Annotated in this window: 19 protein-coding genes; all 19 read right to left on the bottom strand. The window is 43.0% G+C overall.

The annotated features are described in order from the left end of the window. Positions 1 to 27: 27 nt before the first annotated feature. The 19 genes from dnaE to MKY96_RS32895 all read right to left on the bottom strand — a co-directional run bounded on the left by dnaE (position 28) and on the right by MKY96_RS32895 (position 13625). Positions 28 to 3207 carry a DNA polymerase III subunit alpha gene (gene dnaE, locus MKY96_RS32985; RefSeq protein WP_445671519.1) on the bottom strand — a complete coding sequence of 1060 codons (3180 nt, stop codon included), beginning with the start codon at positions 3205 to 3207 and terminating at the stop codon, positions 28 to 30. A 245-nt stretch (positions 3208 to 3452) separates the two neighbouring features. Then, positions 3453 to 3809, bottom strand: a complete 357-nt coding sequence (locus tag MKY96_RS32980; RefSeq protein WP_340947024.1) for a hypothetical protein — start codon at positions 3807 to 3809, stop codon at positions 3453 to 3455. After that, a complete protein-coding gene (locus MKY96_RS32975) occupies positions 3790 to 4170 on the bottom strand; it encodes a peptide chain release factor family protein (protein WP_340947022.1) in 381 nt (126 codons plus the stop codon). The genes MKY96_RS32980 and MKY96_RS32975 overlap by 20 nt, the downstream gene beginning before the upstream one ends. Further along, a complete protein-coding gene (locus tag MKY96_RS32970) occupies positions 4157 to 4474 on the bottom strand; it encodes a hypothetical protein (RefSeq protein ID WP_340947020.1) in 318 nt (105 codons plus the stop codon). Before MKY96_RS32970 ends, MKY96_RS32975 begins: the two co-directional genes overlap by 14 nt. A 13-nt stretch (positions 4475 to 4487) precedes the next feature. Continuing rightward, positions 4488 to 4673 (bottom strand): hypothetical protein, encoded by a 186-nt coding sequence (locus MKY96_RS32965; protein WP_340947016.1) that lies wholly within the window; start codon positions 4671 to 4673, stop codon positions 4488 to 4490. 291 nt (positions 4674 to 4964) lie between these two features. Then, on the bottom strand, positions 4965 to 5513 hold the full coding sequence (locus MKY96_RS32960; RefSeq protein WP_340947015.1) for an NUDIX hydrolase: 549 nt from the start codon (positions 5511 to 5513) through the stop codon (positions 4965 to 4967). Further along, entirely contained in the window at positions 5503 to 6234 is a 732-nt protein-coding gene (locus MKY96_RS32955; RefSeq protein ID WP_340947014.1) for an adenylyltransferase/cytidyltransferase family protein, read from the bottom strand. The genes MKY96_RS32960 and MKY96_RS32955 overlap by 11 nt, the downstream gene beginning before the upstream one ends. A 12-nt stretch (positions 6235 to 6246) precedes the next feature. Further along, the gene (locus tag MKY96_RS32950; RefSeq protein ID WP_340947013.1) at positions 6247 to 7704 is read right to left on the bottom strand and encodes a nicotinate phosphoribosyltransferase; all 1458 of its coding nucleotides are present in this window, start codon (positions 7702 to 7704) and stop codon (positions 6247 to 6249) included. 86 nt (positions 7705 to 7790) lie between these two features. Beyond that, positions 7791 to 8441, bottom strand: coding sequence for an HD domain-containing protein (locus MKY96_RS32945; RefSeq protein WP_340947012.1), 651 nt, complete (start codon positions 8439 to 8441; stop codon positions 7791 to 7793). 337 nt (positions 8442 to 8778) lie between these two features. Then, positions 8779 to 9138, bottom strand: a complete 360-nt coding sequence (locus MKY96_RS32940) for a hypothetical protein (protein WP_340947011.1) — start codon at positions 9136 to 9138, stop codon at positions 8779 to 8781. Continuing rightward, positions 9119 to 9289 (bottom strand): hypothetical protein, encoded by a 171-nt coding sequence (locus MKY96_RS32935; protein ID WP_340947009.1) that lies wholly within the window; start codon positions 9287 to 9289, stop codon positions 9119 to 9121. Before MKY96_RS32935 ends, MKY96_RS32940 begins: the two co-directional genes overlap by 20 nt. A 92-nt stretch (positions 9290 to 9381) precedes the next feature. Then, a complete protein-coding gene (locus MKY96_RS32930; RefSeq protein WP_340947006.1) occupies positions 9382 to 9633 on the bottom strand; it encodes a hypothetical protein in 252 nt (83 codons plus the stop codon). Between the two features lie 26 nt (positions 9634 to 9659). Next, positions 9660 to 10181 (bottom strand): dihydrofolate reductase, encoded by a 522-nt coding sequence (locus MKY96_RS32925; RefSeq protein ID WP_340947004.1) that lies wholly within the window; start codon positions 10179 to 10181, stop codon positions 9660 to 9662. A 10-nt stretch (positions 10182 to 10191) separates the two neighbouring features. Next, a complete protein-coding gene (gene thyA, locus MKY96_RS32920) occupies positions 10192 to 11061 on the bottom strand; it encodes a thymidylate synthase (protein WP_340947002.1) in 870 nt (289 codons plus the stop codon). Then, positions 11058 to 11279 carry a hypothetical protein gene (locus tag MKY96_RS32915; protein ID WP_340946999.1) on the bottom strand — a complete coding sequence of 74 codons (222 nt, stop codon included), beginning with the start codon at positions 11277 to 11279 and terminating at the stop codon, positions 11058 to 11060. The genes thyA and MKY96_RS32915 overlap by 4 nt, the downstream gene beginning before the upstream one ends. Before the next feature lie 289 nt (positions 11280 to 11568). Further along, the gene (locus tag MKY96_RS32910) at positions 11569 to 12093 is read right to left on the bottom strand and encodes a siphovirus Gp157 family protein (protein WP_340946997.1); all 525 of its coding nucleotides are present in this window, start codon (positions 12091 to 12093) and stop codon (positions 11569 to 11571) included. After that, a complete protein-coding gene (locus MKY96_RS32905) occupies positions 12086 to 12703 on the bottom strand; it encodes a hypothetical protein (RefSeq protein ID WP_340946996.1) in 618 nt (205 codons plus the stop codon). The genes MKY96_RS32910 and MKY96_RS32905 overlap by 8 nt, the downstream gene beginning before the upstream one ends. A gap of 32 nt (positions 12704 to 12735) precedes the next feature. Further along, complete coding sequence (locus MKY96_RS32900; RefSeq protein ID WP_340946994.1) at positions 12736 to 13050, bottom strand: thioredoxin family protein; 315 nt, start codon at positions 13048 to 13050, stop codon at positions 12736 to 12738. A gap of 20 nt (positions 13051 to 13070) precedes the next feature. Then, positions 13071 to 13625 (bottom strand): hypothetical protein, encoded by a 555-nt coding sequence (locus tag MKY96_RS32895; RefSeq protein ID WP_340946992.1) that lies wholly within the window; start codon positions 13623 to 13625, stop codon positions 13071 to 13073. Positions 13626 to 13686 lie beyond the last annotated feature (61 nt).

Here is a 13686-nt window from a genome sequence, read left to right as displayed (position 1 = left end):
CTTACGCTTGATTAAAAGTAAAGAGGTTTATTTAACCAACGAACACTGCTCAAGGTAGTATTCATTGACTCCTGTTCCCTGCCAACCATCATCAGTTTTCTTCATCTTTTCACGTTCAGACATGCGCTTGATCTTGATGGTATCATTAGCAGTAAATGCTTCGATATCCTTCCGACCAAAATACTTGTCCTTCCGCACTTTGAATTCAAGAATCTCCCCTGATCTGAAGATGATTGTCTTCACTTTTGGAGTGTACTTCATATCAATCTCCAGCACTCCTACCACATGACCATCGACCAAAGGAAAAACGGAATGTATGAATCCGTAAATCTCTCTCTCAAACAAGATGATCTCCATTGGACTGAACTTCTTCAAGGAATCATTGTTGAAAGTATCCTCATAGGCACTCAGCGCTTCTATACGCTTCACCTTAGTCTTGTCCTTATGAGTCTTGCTGTACTTGATCTTGCCGTCCGTAAACTCCTTGCAGATCGTCAAGAGACGTGGTACGCTTCCGAACTCAGAGAAGTATCCCAGGCGAATCAATATATCAAGCTGCTTGCTGTTGATGATCGTGTGTTCCTTAATGTCGATCAGCAGTTCGATGAATCGGCTGTACTTGCGGAAGGAAAGTCCGCTCAGGTCTTCAGCAATCTGTCTGTTGCAGTGCTTCAGGAGTGTCAGGCCGTAAGTCAAGGCTCCGTTCTCGATCACGCATACTGGAGAAGCGCTGCGGAAGTCAGCCTTGTTAATCTTAACTCCCAGACGCTTCATTTCCTTGTGGCAAGTCTCAAGCTTCTTGTGATGCCCTTCAAGGGAATTGTACCAAGCGCACATGAATTCCAAAGGATGTCTCTTCTTCAGCATTGCGCAGATGAATGCAATGATTGCATATGACTGACTGTGCGATTTGTTGAAGGAGTATTTTGCGAACTCAAGCATGATCTCCCATAGAGTATCTACCTGCTCCTTTGTCCATCCCCGATCATACAGCCCTTGACGCAATTCAGGCTCAACCTTGTTCAACTTCTTGATATCCTTCTTACCAGTTGCCTGCCGGAGTAAGTCTGGATTCCGAAGCTTCGCCAATCTACCAATTTCAATAAGCTGCTCCTGGAACACGATGATGCCGTAAGTATTTTTCAGGATTGCTTCAAGATCGGCATGGAGATATTCAAACGTCTCTAATCCGTTCTTGCGGTTGATGTAATCGTTGATGTATTTCATCGAACCTGGACGATACAAGGCATTTACTGCGGATAGATCGTCAAGGCAAGTAGGCTGCATATTGATCAGAGCGCTTTTCATGCCTTCAGACTCGAATTGGAATATGCCGTCCGTGAATCCATTCTTGAAGATAGAGAGAACATCATCATCCGTATAGTCAAGGTTTCGAATGTACTCAACGTCCTTGCCGATCATATGAAGTGTGTCGTATATCACCGAAATGGTTCTCAGGCCAAGTAAATCAACCTTAACCAAGCCAAGTGCTTCAGCATCCTTCATATCAAGGTGCAGTACCATTTCACCTTCGTTTTCCGATATAGCAGTGTAATGCAACACTTCTTCGATAGTAACCACTTTGCCGCAAGGGTGCATACCGTAAGAGCGTGGTATTCCTTCAAGCTTCTTGGCGTATTCGAACAGCTTAGGATACTTCTTCTCATACTGTTTCATTGCCAAGTTGGTCAGCATTGCGCCTTCAATGGATTCATCATCATCGTCCATGTGCTTCGTGATTTCGTTCGTCTCTTCAAATGGAATGTTGAGAACTCGACCAACATCCTTAATCGCAGATTTTGACTTGATGTATCCGAACTGCCCCAAGGCAGCTACACGCTCTTGACCATGTTCTTCTACGATGTTCTTAACGATCAGGTCACGTTCTTCAGGTGCGAAGTCCAGGTCGAAGTCGGGGATTTTCAGTTCCTCTTTAGTAATAACTCCATCCTTCAGCAAGTCCAATTGCGCAACGTCGATGAATCTTTCGAAGTACAGGCCATGTTCGATAGGATCAATGTCAACGATATTCAGGAGATATGCGATAAGACTGCCACCGCCAGAACCCCTGGCAATACCTCTTCGTTCTACTGAGTTTGCGTAGCCATGAACCAGCAGATAGTATCCGGCAAATCCCATTTCACTAACTGCTTCGAACTCATACATTAGCCTGTCTTTGTATTTCTTAACAAGTCTCTTATCTTTTCTGTTTATTTTACGGTAAATCCATCCTTTATTGCACAGGTGTTTCAAGAAGTCTTCCTGTGATCCAAACTCAGGCGGTATATTCATTTTTGGGATCAGAGCTGCTGAAAGTGGAATTGTCACATTGCACTTGTCCATAATAATAGAAGTGTTTCGGATCGCTATATCACGTTCGTCTTCGGTCAGTGATTGCAGCAGGTTCCAGGCTTCCTTCTCACTCTGAATCTGTGTATCCATATATGTTGTATCAGACTCGTAACTGTCCTGATTGCGGTTGATCGCAATGAAGATGCTATGTAATTCCAAGTCTTCTTCATTAACAAAGTGACTGTCTGCTGTTGCTACGATCTGGATTCCCAGGTCATGAGCAATGTCGGTAATGGCTCTATTTAGGTCTTGCTGGCTCTGCTCTCTGTGTGACTGGACTTCAAGGTAATAGTCTTCACCAAAAGCCTTTCGATAGCGTATAGCGACCTCTTTGGCACGTTCTACATTGCCGGAGAGGATTTCTATACCGCCATTCTGAATCTTCCCTCCAGCAAGCGTCTGCTGTAACTCTGAAGCCATGCAGCCGCTTAGAATAATTAAACCTTCACCGTACTCTTCAAGCAGAGCGAAGTCGATACGTGGCTTGTAGTAGAAGCCTTCCAGGAAGCCAAATGATACCAGTTTATTGATGTTCAGGCGGCCTTTTTCATTCTTTGCCAGAACAGTCAGATGGTAATACTTCTTGTTTTTATCCTTCTCAAAACGATTGTCGCAAATGTAGAATTCGCAACCGTAGATGAACTTTAGGCTATTTTCCTTTGCAAGCTTGTACATCTTCACGCTGGAATGCACGTTACCATGCTCTGTAACTGCAAACCCCTTTTGATTCATGCTCTTTACCTTCTTGACTACATCTTCAGGTCTGCTCATTCCATCAAGCAGTGAATACGCTGTGTGAAGATGCAGATTCACAAATGTTTCGTCAGAGTGGCAGCAGCTACATGGAACTGCCACTATCTCTTCAATAATCTCAAATGTACTGTTTTCGCAACTCATAACAACACCCTTTTCTGTCTTCTGGTTATGAACACTCTAGTTGAGGTATAACGATCAGATTGACTAATTATATTTTGTGGTTCAATCAAAAATGGACGATACTATATCTGCAATACCTTCCAATATGTCTACTAATGCGCAGCCTACTGCTCTGAAGAATCTCTCTATCCTGGTTCGAATCCGTTTAAACATCATGGAACCTCCTAGTATTGGAACTTAGGTCTGACTGTAGGCAAGGCGCATTCACTGTGGTAATCAATGTTTTGAGTCAGGTTGAACAGATGTTGGCAACGTCTGCCCCTGATGTTGATGCTCTTAATCATGAAGCTGATTGTGTGTCCAGTAGTGGTCTGAATTCTTGCATAATCCTTTTGCAATGCAGCCTGAAACACTTGCTCCTTCCCAACAAGACTAATGAAATATTCAAAACGTTCTTTTACTTCTTCCGGCGTATCTACGATCACAAGCGTATGTTCATTCATTTCAATCGCTCCTTTTAGATAAGAAAAAGGCGCTCTGCACAGCAGAACACCTTTCAAATTAACTGCTCTTTTCTTCAATCCACTTCTGGCCTTCTTTTTCAAACACTTCAACCTTGATGTTAGTTTGATGCATGGCTCGATCCACCTGTTGCTCAAGCGAAGGCAATCCTTGAAGTTCAAGCATCATCTTGGAAGTCTTCAGCTTATGCCACTTCTTGAAAACATCTGATGCCACTAGACGTTTCAAGGCTTCAGCTTTGTTCTGGTGCTGCGAACGATAGGTTGTTGATTCACCTACTGCCTTAGATTCAAGGTGCGTAATACGTACACCAGAACTCGTCTTATTGACATTCTGCCCACCATTACCGCTACACCGAAAGGTATCGACTCTGAAGTCTTTAGCGGAAATGGAAAACAATAGCTGCTTATCCTTGCCCATTGGTCTTCTCTACCTTTTCAGGCTGTTTGAACTCGTAAATCTTCATGCGGAAAATCGCACGAATCAACGGGAATAAGAGTCCCAGCAGCGCAGGTGGAATATCAATGATCATTCGTAAGATGTGATGTAGGCGAAGGTATTTAGGCTTGTGTCCAAGGAATACGTATTTGTATCCTTCCTTCAGTCCATCATCAGTTGTCTGTTGCCAAATGTACCAAGCACGACAGATGAAGTAGATTGTGTACGCTCCCCATAGGGTCATAACCCACCAAGGTAGAGCAATTAATGCTGTCCATAAAAACATGTGTGTTCCTCCTTTAAAAATCTGGCATTAACAATAGAAATACTTCTGAAATTGACCCAAGAACATTCTGAGGTTCTAAAGGCGCATTTTTAGCGACAAGCAATGCACCTTTTCCTTCGGAGTAATGTATATCAGTTCGAATTCCATGTGATTCGAAGTAATTTTTCTGCACTTTTAACAAGGCTGACTCAATATTCATCTTCCACACTCCCACCGCAATGCTTGCAAAGTTCTTCAGCTTTAGCGCATGACTCGCAATACTTATCTGTAAGGGAGTTGCTGAACGTCATTGAGGTTCCGCATCCTCTGCAAGATGTATCAGTGAACGCTTGAAATACCATTCGTGGCGGCTCATAGAAGCAAACCTTACAGTTTTGCTCGACTCTGCGTTCTTCGGCTTTCGGATCATTGTCGCAATTTGAAACCCATTCACGCATTTCCTTGATCCTGTTTCGCTGCATCCTAGTCGTCATATCCGCATGGATTTTACTCATTGAACAACTCCCGGAATCACTCCGGCAAACATAGCTTTCAGCACGGCAGCATGAGCATGGTTTCCTTGAATCCAGCCGCTATCAATCAAGTAGGGCAACTTCTTGAAGGGCTTTTCCTCGATGGCGATATACTCGTCCGAATCCAGGTCTTGCTCCTTACGATCCCCGCTAACCTGGACATAGAAGTGATGAATCCTTTCGTTCGTGAAGCCAGTAGATGAATTTGAGTTGCCCAGGAATTCAATAGCTACAGGCTGGTATCCCGTCTCTTCGATTGTCTCCCGAATAGCTGCTTGAATAGGCTGCTCATTCTTGTCGATCATTCCGGCAATAAGGCCCAACTCTTCATCAAAGGTTCCGATACGAAATTCCTTGGTCAGTACAACAGTGTCAAAGTCGATGTTGTGGACTATACAGACAACACAGGGACTCTTCATGACAACATCCCGAACGATCTTATTGCCGTTAACCGTCAAAGTCTGTTGAATGACTTCGAAGATTGGGCTTCTGTATTTGTGGTCTTGGCTCAAGAATTTAATTTCCATTAGATTCAGTCTCCTTATATGCATCCATTTCAAGTAATGCGTCACGCAGGTCGTCAAAATAATGATGAATCTTTTCGTTGGCATACTGCCGCCACTTCCAGAAGTTATTAGCAACAAGATATTCACGCATCTTTGTAGCACTGATCACAATCTGACCTCTGCTCACTACAAGCTGCGAAACTCCTGCGATATCTTCAGGATCAAACCAAGTTGATCGTTCTTCATCGTTGCCAAAAATCATCAAGTCCGGCATGATCTTCAGCTTGTTTCTGTCTGCTGTTTTAGCGACCTGCGCCAGCACGAATCTGCCCCAATCGTGTGAATGATCGTTTTCATGCGTCAGATCAGGAATGAAGTCTACGATCACTCTTGAATCGTCCTTGTATATCTCCTTGATCAGCATCTTCCGTCTCACGGAATCGTAAGGATTCCTCAGTGTCTCATCCTCTTGTGCAGAACCAATCAGAATGATTAGTTTGTCACATACAGCAAGAGCCTGATTAATCACATGTTCGTGTCCGATGTGGATGTGCTGGAAACGTCCAAGCATGAACCCAAGCTTGTAAGGCTTGAGTACACTCGGGGTCTGAAATGCTACTGGAAAGGTAGATGTAATAGATTGTGCGCCATCCGTCCAAGGTTGGTAAGGTTTACGATCATAGATATATCCATGATCAGTAACGGGGCCGCTAATAATATGCCGCTCATTAATACTATTCATTATATTTCACCCTTAACTTTTATAGATTTTACGGAATTGTTCTACCAAATCGTTAATCTCTTCCGATACGTAGATGTTGCCCTGAGTCTTGTCGGCATCTTCCAAACGTTCCCGCATCTCGTTGTAGTCAGATCGAACCATAACCGGAATATCATTGACGTTCTCTGCATCGTGCAGGTAAACGTAGTTGTACAGATCATCCATTTCGTTCTCAATCGAATCATGAGGTACAACGAACAGATCGTTGCCCTTCCGCACAACACCTACACGTCCAGGGATGCTGCGTTTAATAGGCTCCATGGAGAACTTCATACGTGGCTTACCATTAGAGAAAGCCGTCTTCATAGCCCAGCCAAGTGTGTCACGTTCGATGTGTTTGTAGAATCCACCGCCGATGCCGTAGAATACGAAGCTGATTGGAACTCCATGCTGCATCAAGTATTCGTCGCATTTCTTGGCATTCTCAAACGACATACCTTCACCGATAATGACAGATACATTAGTGATACTTGCCTGCTTGCACTTCTTGTAGATACGAACAGCTTGCTCCCAGGTATCTCCACTGTCAGGTCGCATAACGATCTTCACGTCATGGAAGCTTGCCAGATTAGACAAAGGAACCAGGTATTCATCAATGACACGATATGCATCATATGTATCAATTACCAAGGCAACCACCTTTTCTCCTTTTGCAGCAGTCTCACGAATTGCATGTTTGAAGCAATCGAATTCATTGTCGAACTGTTGTGTTACTTTGTGTGCCAGTGCTGCGATACTGCCAATTGGAGCGTTAGGAGTGTATTGAGCAGTGTGGAAGTCGTCAGTACCTTGCAGAACTGCATTCCAAGCTGTGCCAGCCCAATAAGCATCTTCCAGCGATCTGTGACCACGGAAACCGAAGCTGTGGAACTTCCACATGAACTCTTCACCGTAACCGAATTGATTTGCACGTTGCTCCAGGTATTGTCGCATGTCATATGCTTCAGTCAGGCAAGCACTTGGGAAATAAGCCATCATGAACACGCCTTCCCACCAAGTAACCAGATCGCCAAAACCCTTTTTGGTGTTGCGGATTTGTGCGAAAGGCGTTCCGGCAGGACACCATGTACCTTCAGGCAATGCTTCGACAGCCAACGGTGCATATCCGTTGCATTCCGTGACAACACGCATCCATAGTTCAGTTGGGAAGGTGATTCCCATTCTCTTTGCAGCAGCTTCGGCTTCATATACATCATGGAAAGTCACTTGGACTGACAGGACAGATAGTGCGATCTCGCTGAATCCATATAAGAACATTCCCTGCGAACGGTTGTACATATGGGATACTTCCCAATCGGTATTGCATTTCAGGTGTTGGTGCGATAGATTATAAGCATCGGTAAGCATAATTGGGTTTTTACGAAGATTGTAAATAGGCATATCAACCAGCCTGCTCAGAATCTTTGCAATCCGCTTAAGAATTTTACTCATGTTTTCAATCCCCTTATTTGTTATATTTTACTCTTGTATATAATTTTTAAAGGGACTAATTGTCCCTTCCTTCCACGCCTATTTTCCTATAGCATCCCTACTGGCAAAGCATACTTGCCCTTAAGTCGATCTATTTCGGTTTGATACTCTTTGATCGCCCATAAATGCGGCTCAATTGCTGTTTTCGCTCCGTAGAAATATGAAGCCCATCTTACATAAGCTTTGCGCCATTGTTTGAATACAGGAATGAAGAATTGTTCAGTTTCCAAAGCTTGTTTCATACGCTTTTCAAAACTGGCATCTTTCAAAGTGGAGAAGTTGTGCTTGCGATCTGCTGTCTTTATCAACGCAGTCCAGACATGCTGACCAATACCACTTAAATACGCTAGGAGATTTGACGGAATGCTGTAGTCAACGTTAGGATTCTTACTAAGCAGTTCGACGTATTTAGCAACCTCAAACCCAAATTGCCGTTCGATAAGTTCGAACGTCACTCCTGGAACGTCCTCCATGTAATCGTGCAGCAATGCTGCCACAATACAAGGCTCGTAACGCACTCCATGACTCAACAGGTCTTGTGCAACATCTACCAAGTGGTAGTAGTAATGATCACCGTTATGGCGCTTATATCCATTTTCTGCGCACATAATGACCTTCATAAGATCAAGTGCTTTCAATGCTTCGGTAAGCCCTAGTTTAGTTAAATAATCTTCAAGGAATAATACTCTGCTGCTCATTTAGCACCGCCTTTTGTGATACACTAAAGTAGAGACGGCCTTGATTTTCGCCCCTCCCTACGCCGTAGCCCCTTGCGGGGTCAAGGTTTCGGGTCTTCCTACTTGGTAAGCAGGATGTTGAGGGTGAGGATGGAGTAACAAGGCGAGGATAGAGTTTGTCAAGATGACGACTGCAATCGTCATTTTGGCGTTTAACTCTCTATCCTCTTCCGTCTTTTCTTATTGTATAATTTATTATATCTTACGCTTGATTTTATGTCAATGAAATAATTTATTATATCTTACGCATGCGATGAACATAGAAAAGCCCCAACAAGTAAATGATGGGGCTTTCAATTTAGATTTTGTTTAAGTAATTGACAATCTCATTGGCTTTGTCCAAATACTCCGAATCAATGACACCAGTGGAATTTAATAAGGAATGCAGGTTCATGTATTGATTGTGCTTGTCTAATAGCTTGTCGATTTCAGCTTTGTCTAACTTTTTAGGCTCGTCAATCGCTCTCATGCTTGTATCCTCATGATCAACGTATTCCAACATCAGTCCTGACTTTTCACTTCTCAGGTCGTAGTGTCCGCTCTCCCACTCACCGTCTTCGTCAAATGAGTATTCATAGAAGAATGATTCAACAATAAAGATGCCTTCATAGCCATCGACAACAACCTTTTGTCCACGCTTATATTTCTGTTCCGTCATTTGAATCACCCTTTCTTATTTCGATCAGTAAGTCAATCATTTCCTGGCTTGTATCTTCAAAGATAGGAATTGTTTCGCTGATTTTAATGAAGAAGTCACGCTTTTGCTTCCGAAGATGCTTTTTAACGGAGTCTTCCCAATAAGTATTCATGGTTCTCACCACCTGTTTTAAATCTTCCCTTATGCTCTGGTGGAATTTGAGAATAAAAAATAAGGCTGAAATTAATCAGCCTTACCGTCTGTTCATTTAAAAGGTTCAAGTAGCTTGCGCAGATTCGCAACCGTTGTGCGCTGATACAGCTTAAATGGTTCAATAAGCGACCACTCAATCGTACCCTCTTCCTCGTCGATCATAACGTAGACTACGGTAGAATCTGGCACTTCGACTGCACTATTGACACTAATACTAAATAAGTCAATAGCAATCACACCTGCATCTATTGCGTCATAGCCCCAAATTAGTGCTTCGCCATCATTAATTGAAAACAGCTTCATCCTCATTCTCTCCCTCTATTATATCGTTATATATTTCGCTTGTCATACTGATAAATATGGTGCTGGTACTTGTTATTTTCATCTGCTGAAAATCCCTTCATATCTTTTAGCATCCACTCTGTATCGCTTCCCCACTCTAATTTTGGAAAGTATGTATCAGGCTTTTCGAAATCGCCAATTACGATTGTTTGATAGACACGATCAGCATATGGAAAGAAGTGTTTGTAAATCTCTCCCCCGCCGATCACAAACACTTCTTCTTCAGGGTCAGAGCATTCCCATATATCCTGTTCCAAAGCTTCGAATGAATCGTATACGTAGCAGCCATCAGGATTAAAGTCATTGTCCCTGGAAAGAATAACGTTCATTCTTCCGGGTAGTGGCTTTCCAATGCTGTCATATGTCTTCCTGCCCATGATCACGATATTGCCGATAGTTTTGTCGATGAAGTGTTTCATGTCATACTTCAGCTCGCCAATCTCCCAAAGCATCTTGCCATCTTTGCCTATTCCGTTATTTGGTGTTGTAGCAACGATCAGACTTATCATATATATCCTCCTAAATTGCTACTTCCATCTTGATTGATGGATGATGTTCGTAGCCAATCAGTTTAAAATCATCAATGGTGAAGTCGTCAAAGTTCTTCACGTCTGGGTTAATCCAGAGTTCAGGAGCCTTGAAGCCTTCTAATTCGATTTGATCAAGCAGAGGATCAATATGTCTATCGTATATGTGACAATCATTGATATTGAAAGTCACTGTACCAACTTCGTAACCTGTAATCTGAGCGATCATTCGTAGCAGCACATAGTACTGGAATACATTGAATGGTTGCCCCAGGGCCACGTCATTGCTTCTAACGCCTACAATCAGGTGCAGCTTGCCATTCTTCACAAGCCATTGATTGTGCCACACACAAGGCTGCAAGGCCATGTCCCAGGCATCGTCAATGTTGTTCAAGGTGATAATGTGCCTGCGTGATGCAGGATCATTGATAAGCCCCTGGATCAATCGTTCTACTTGATTGGTGAATTCAAAGCTTACGTGACCACTAACAGGGTTGACTTTCCAATTCCCTGTACGAATCGGCTTGCCAAGTTGGTATCCATATGCTCTGCCAATTGTATTATCCGAACGTGTCCACTCACGCCAAATCTTCACGTTATTCTCGTCAAGGTAGTCAGCCTTGCTGGTACGATGTACATAGAACCAAAGCAGCTCATGTATTGCTGACTTCCAGGCTACACGCTTCGTTGTCAGAATTGGAACCTCTTTGCAGTCAAATACCAGCTTCTCCGATATAGTGCTTAGTGTATGAGCTGGTGTTCCATCTGCCCATACAGTTCTTACGTTTTGACCTTTATCCGAATATCCATTCTGCACGATATTCTGGACAAGAGCCTTGTATTGTTTGTCATAAAAACTCATTCGTCTTCACCTTCATTGTCCTTATTCAAAACAACTCTTTCAATGTCATGGGGTATGCAAAGATGATTGAGACAGGTGAAGAATCCGTCAATCCGTTCGTCAATCTTGTCATGATACCAGTCGCCCTCCATGATCACTTGTGTTGTATTAGCATTAACAAGTCTGGTATATACACCGTCTTCACCGTACTCCCAATTCTTTTCAATAATAAGCTTCATCAGAACCTCACTCTCTGTTCAGAGCGAACATGATTTTTCAAGTCGTCACAAACACGATCCATGATCTCTTTATGCGATTCAACTTTCTTTTGGCTAATGTGACACAGCGCCACACGTCCTGTCGGTTCAGGCTCTCTAAGGATAGTTGTCCTGGTTTGACTGCACTTGCTGCATTTCATGACAATCACCCTGTCGCAGTTCGGCAGAATATTGTCAGTCTTTTTGTCAGAGAAGCAGCAAGTGTGAGGATTTTTAAAAATCCAATCCAGGAACTTGTTGATTCTAAACATTAAGAAATGCGCATGTGTCTGTTGGTATTAATGAGGTAAGCGCCTTCAATGCTTTCGCCCTCTTTGAGTCTCTTCAGTGCCTTCAGCAGATCAGCCTTGAGGATTTTGTCGGGCTGCTTCACTCTGAACTGTTCAGGAATACGTTCCTCATTAATAATGCCAACCGAAGCATTACTTGTTTGGAATTTGACCTTGAAGTTTCCGGCATTCACAACATCAATGTTCGCAGCAGTCAGCATGTTCGCCATATAGTCTTCAAGCCCTTTTACTTTGTTCTCCATGTATTTCCGGCGTTTAGCCAAACGCCCTTCTTCATTCTTGTATGCAGCAATATCTCCCTCGATATTACGAATGAATTTGACGATGTTTTCTACCTTGATTTCGATCAGATCGGTGACACCTTCGATTGTGTCGATGAACATCTGAAGATCATCTTCAGACAGTTCTTCGCCGCTATCAAGCGCATCTTCAACATAGTCATTAAGCTTGCGGTAATGCTCACTCAGTTCGTATAATTTAGGCATCTTCTTCATCCCCCTCTAATTCGGCAGCGCAGTATGGGCAGTATCCATCTTCATTTAATCTGTCTGCATCAAACTCGTCTCCGCACTCTTCGCAATAAAAATTAACGGAGTCAAGAGGGTTTATCCCACTCCATGTTCTACCAAGCACAGCACTTACCTTTTCAAGTGATGCAGGGTCAATTTGAACCTCAGTAATATCGCCTTCATCAATTGTTCCGTAGATTTCACTGTGCTTTCCTAACACTTCACCGAAATTCACGTTATGACCAATTGCAGCATTCACTTCGGCTTCGGTTGCCACAAACATTCCGTCTAAGCTTCCGGCTCGTCCGCAATCCCAATAGAACGACCACAATCGTTTATCACTATCTGGACAAACGATTGTGGACAAGGAATCAACCAATAGTTTTGCTTGATCGACTGCCAATGTCATGCCAACCGAATTAAGAATTTCATCTTCATCGTTATCAGATAGCTCAATGAAAACTGGGCTTTCTGCATTCGATTTATCAATGCGTAGCAGCATTCTTGTAAAAAGGTTGATATTTGTTATTCCCGTATCCCAATGTTCTACTAAAGTTAAACACTCTTGATTTTCTGCGATACTCATGTCGTAACCTCTTCTCATGTATTAGTTATATTTTATGCTTCTGTAGTAATGATGCCCAGAATAGTATCTTTGGAACCTGCGCCATTTAGTATTGTTACTGCTTCCTTATTCTTGATAAAATAAGTCGTCGGCACAGACATGATGCGGAACTGTCCAGCCAGCTCAGGCAGTTCATCAACGTTCACCTTCAGGACGGTTATCCCTGTTTCTGCGGACACTTCTTCCAGTGTTTTGTCGATCACTTTGCAAGGCGCACACCAAGGCGCTCCGAACTTCACGATCATCAACCCTTCGGCTGCATCTGTCTCTGTCTGAAACTCTGCTTCCGTTGCGATATTCTTAATCATTTGAATCTCTCCTTTTCTATTCACCATTCTGTGTGTACATAGGTCACGCTGCCGAACTCCCTATTCCATACTTTTAAGAATTCACGCAGGTCTTCATCATCTTTATGCGAAATTTCATGAAGGTTTGTATAGACATGGACGAATCCACCGTTGTACACGTCTCCCCATTCCATCAGTTCATCCCAATGCTTATCAGCATGACTCTTAGTGATGTGGTCGTACTTTTCAATAAGGAAATCCCTTATTTCGAAGTAGTCATAATACGGTTCGCTCTTGTGAAGTGTCGGCCTTTGGATTGGCTTAGTGATCTCGCAATAATCAACCTTCTTAATATGTTCAACCCAATACAATCTATCTCCACGATCTTGCTTTGCGCTGCCGATTTCCGCAAGCATATCAACCTCATAAAACTTGTCACCAATCTTGCAGATTTTTGTAACCTCTTCTTCGTAGTAGCCCTGACCTGTTTCGAAGTATTCGTGTCCATCACTGAAGAAGCTAACAATATCGGCTTCGTTTTGCAAGTAATTTTCATCTTCAATAACACCGTATTGATCTTTTAGATACTGTTCCATGTCTAACCCTCCCGTTTCTCATGTTGGTAATCCGTGATCTTAAAATAAATATCTTCGTCTT

It is taken from the genome of Paenibacillus sp. FSL R7-0302 (assembly GCF_038006885.1).
Taxonomy (GTDB): Bacteria; Bacillota; Bacilli; order Paenibacillales; family Paenibacillaceae; genus Paenibacillus_AQ.
The sequence above is the reverse complement of the archived record's forward strand: the minus strand, read 5'-3'. Positions and strand labels throughout refer to the sequence as shown.

What these genes read in the sequence shown, in the direction of transcription:
- MKY96_RS32940 (WP_340947011.1), bottom strand. Translation starts at nt 9,138, where the DNA reads ATGACGGAACAGAAATATAAGCGTGGACAAAAGGTTGTTGTCGATGGC.
- MKY96_RS32945 (WP_340947012.1), bottom strand. Translation starts at nt 8,441, where the DNA reads ATGAGCAGCAGAGTATTATTCCTTGAAGATTATTTAACTAAACTAGGG.
- MKY96_RS32975 (WP_340947022.1), bottom strand. Translation starts at nt 4,170, where the DNA reads ATGGGCAAGGATAAGCAGCTATTGTTTTCCATTTCCGCTAAAGACTTC.
- MKY96_RS32970 (WP_340947020.1), bottom strand. Translation starts at nt 4,474, where the DNA reads ATGTTTTTATGGACAGCATTAATTGCTCTACCTTGGTGGGTTATGACC.
- MKY96_RS32935 (WP_340947009.1), bottom strand. Translation starts at nt 9,289, where the DNA reads ATGAATACTTATTGGGAAGACTCCGTTAAAAAGCATCTTCGGAAGCAA.
- MKY96_RS32965 (WP_340947016.1), bottom strand. Translation starts at nt 4,673, where the DNA reads ATGAATATTGAGTCAGCCTTGTTAAAAGTGCAGAAAAATTACTTCGAA.
- MKY96_RS32900 (WP_340946994.1), bottom strand. Translation starts at nt 13,050, where the DNA reads ATGATTAAGAATATCGCAACGGAAGCAGAGTTTCAGACAGAGACAGAT.
- MKY96_RS32950 (WP_340947013.1), bottom strand. Translation starts at nt 7,704, where the DNA reads ATGAGTAAAATTCTTAAGCGGATTGCAAAGATTCTGAGCAGGCTGGTT.
- MKY96_RS32895 (WP_340946992.1), bottom strand. Translation starts at nt 13,625, where the DNA reads ATGGAACAGTATCTAAAAGATCAATACGGTGTTATTGAAGATGAAAAT.
- MKY96_RS32930 (WP_340947006.1), bottom strand. Translation starts at nt 9,633, where the DNA reads ATGAAGCTGTTTTCAATTAATGATGGCGAAGCACTAATTTGGGGCTAT.
- MKY96_RS32910 (WP_340946997.1), bottom strand. Translation starts at nt 12,093, where the DNA reads ATGCCTAAATTATACGAACTGAGTGAGCATTACCGCAAGCTTAATGAC.
- thyA (WP_340947002.1), bottom strand. Translation starts at nt 11,061, where the DNA reads ATGAGTTTTTATGACAAACAATACAAGGCTCTTGTCCAGAATATCGTG.
- MKY96_RS32960 (WP_340947015.1), bottom strand. Translation starts at nt 5,513, where the DNA reads ATGGAAATTAAATTCTTGAGCCAAGACCACAAATACAGAAGCCCAATC.
- MKY96_RS32955 (WP_340947014.1), bottom strand. Translation starts at nt 6,234, where the DNA reads ATGAATAGTATTAATGAGCGGCATATTATTAGCGGCCCCGTTACTGAT.
- MKY96_RS32915 (WP_340946999.1), bottom strand. Translation starts at nt 11,279, where the DNA reads ATGAAGCTTATTATTGAAAAGAATTGGGAGTACGGTGAAGACGGTGTA.
- MKY96_RS32905 (WP_340946996.1), bottom strand. Translation starts at nt 12,703, where the DNA reads ATGAGTATCGCAGAAAATCAAGAGTGTTTAACTTTAGTAGAACATTGG.
- MKY96_RS32925 (WP_340947004.1), bottom strand. Translation starts at nt 10,181, where the DNA reads ATGATAAGTCTGATCGTTGCTACAACACCAAATAACGGAATAGGCAAA.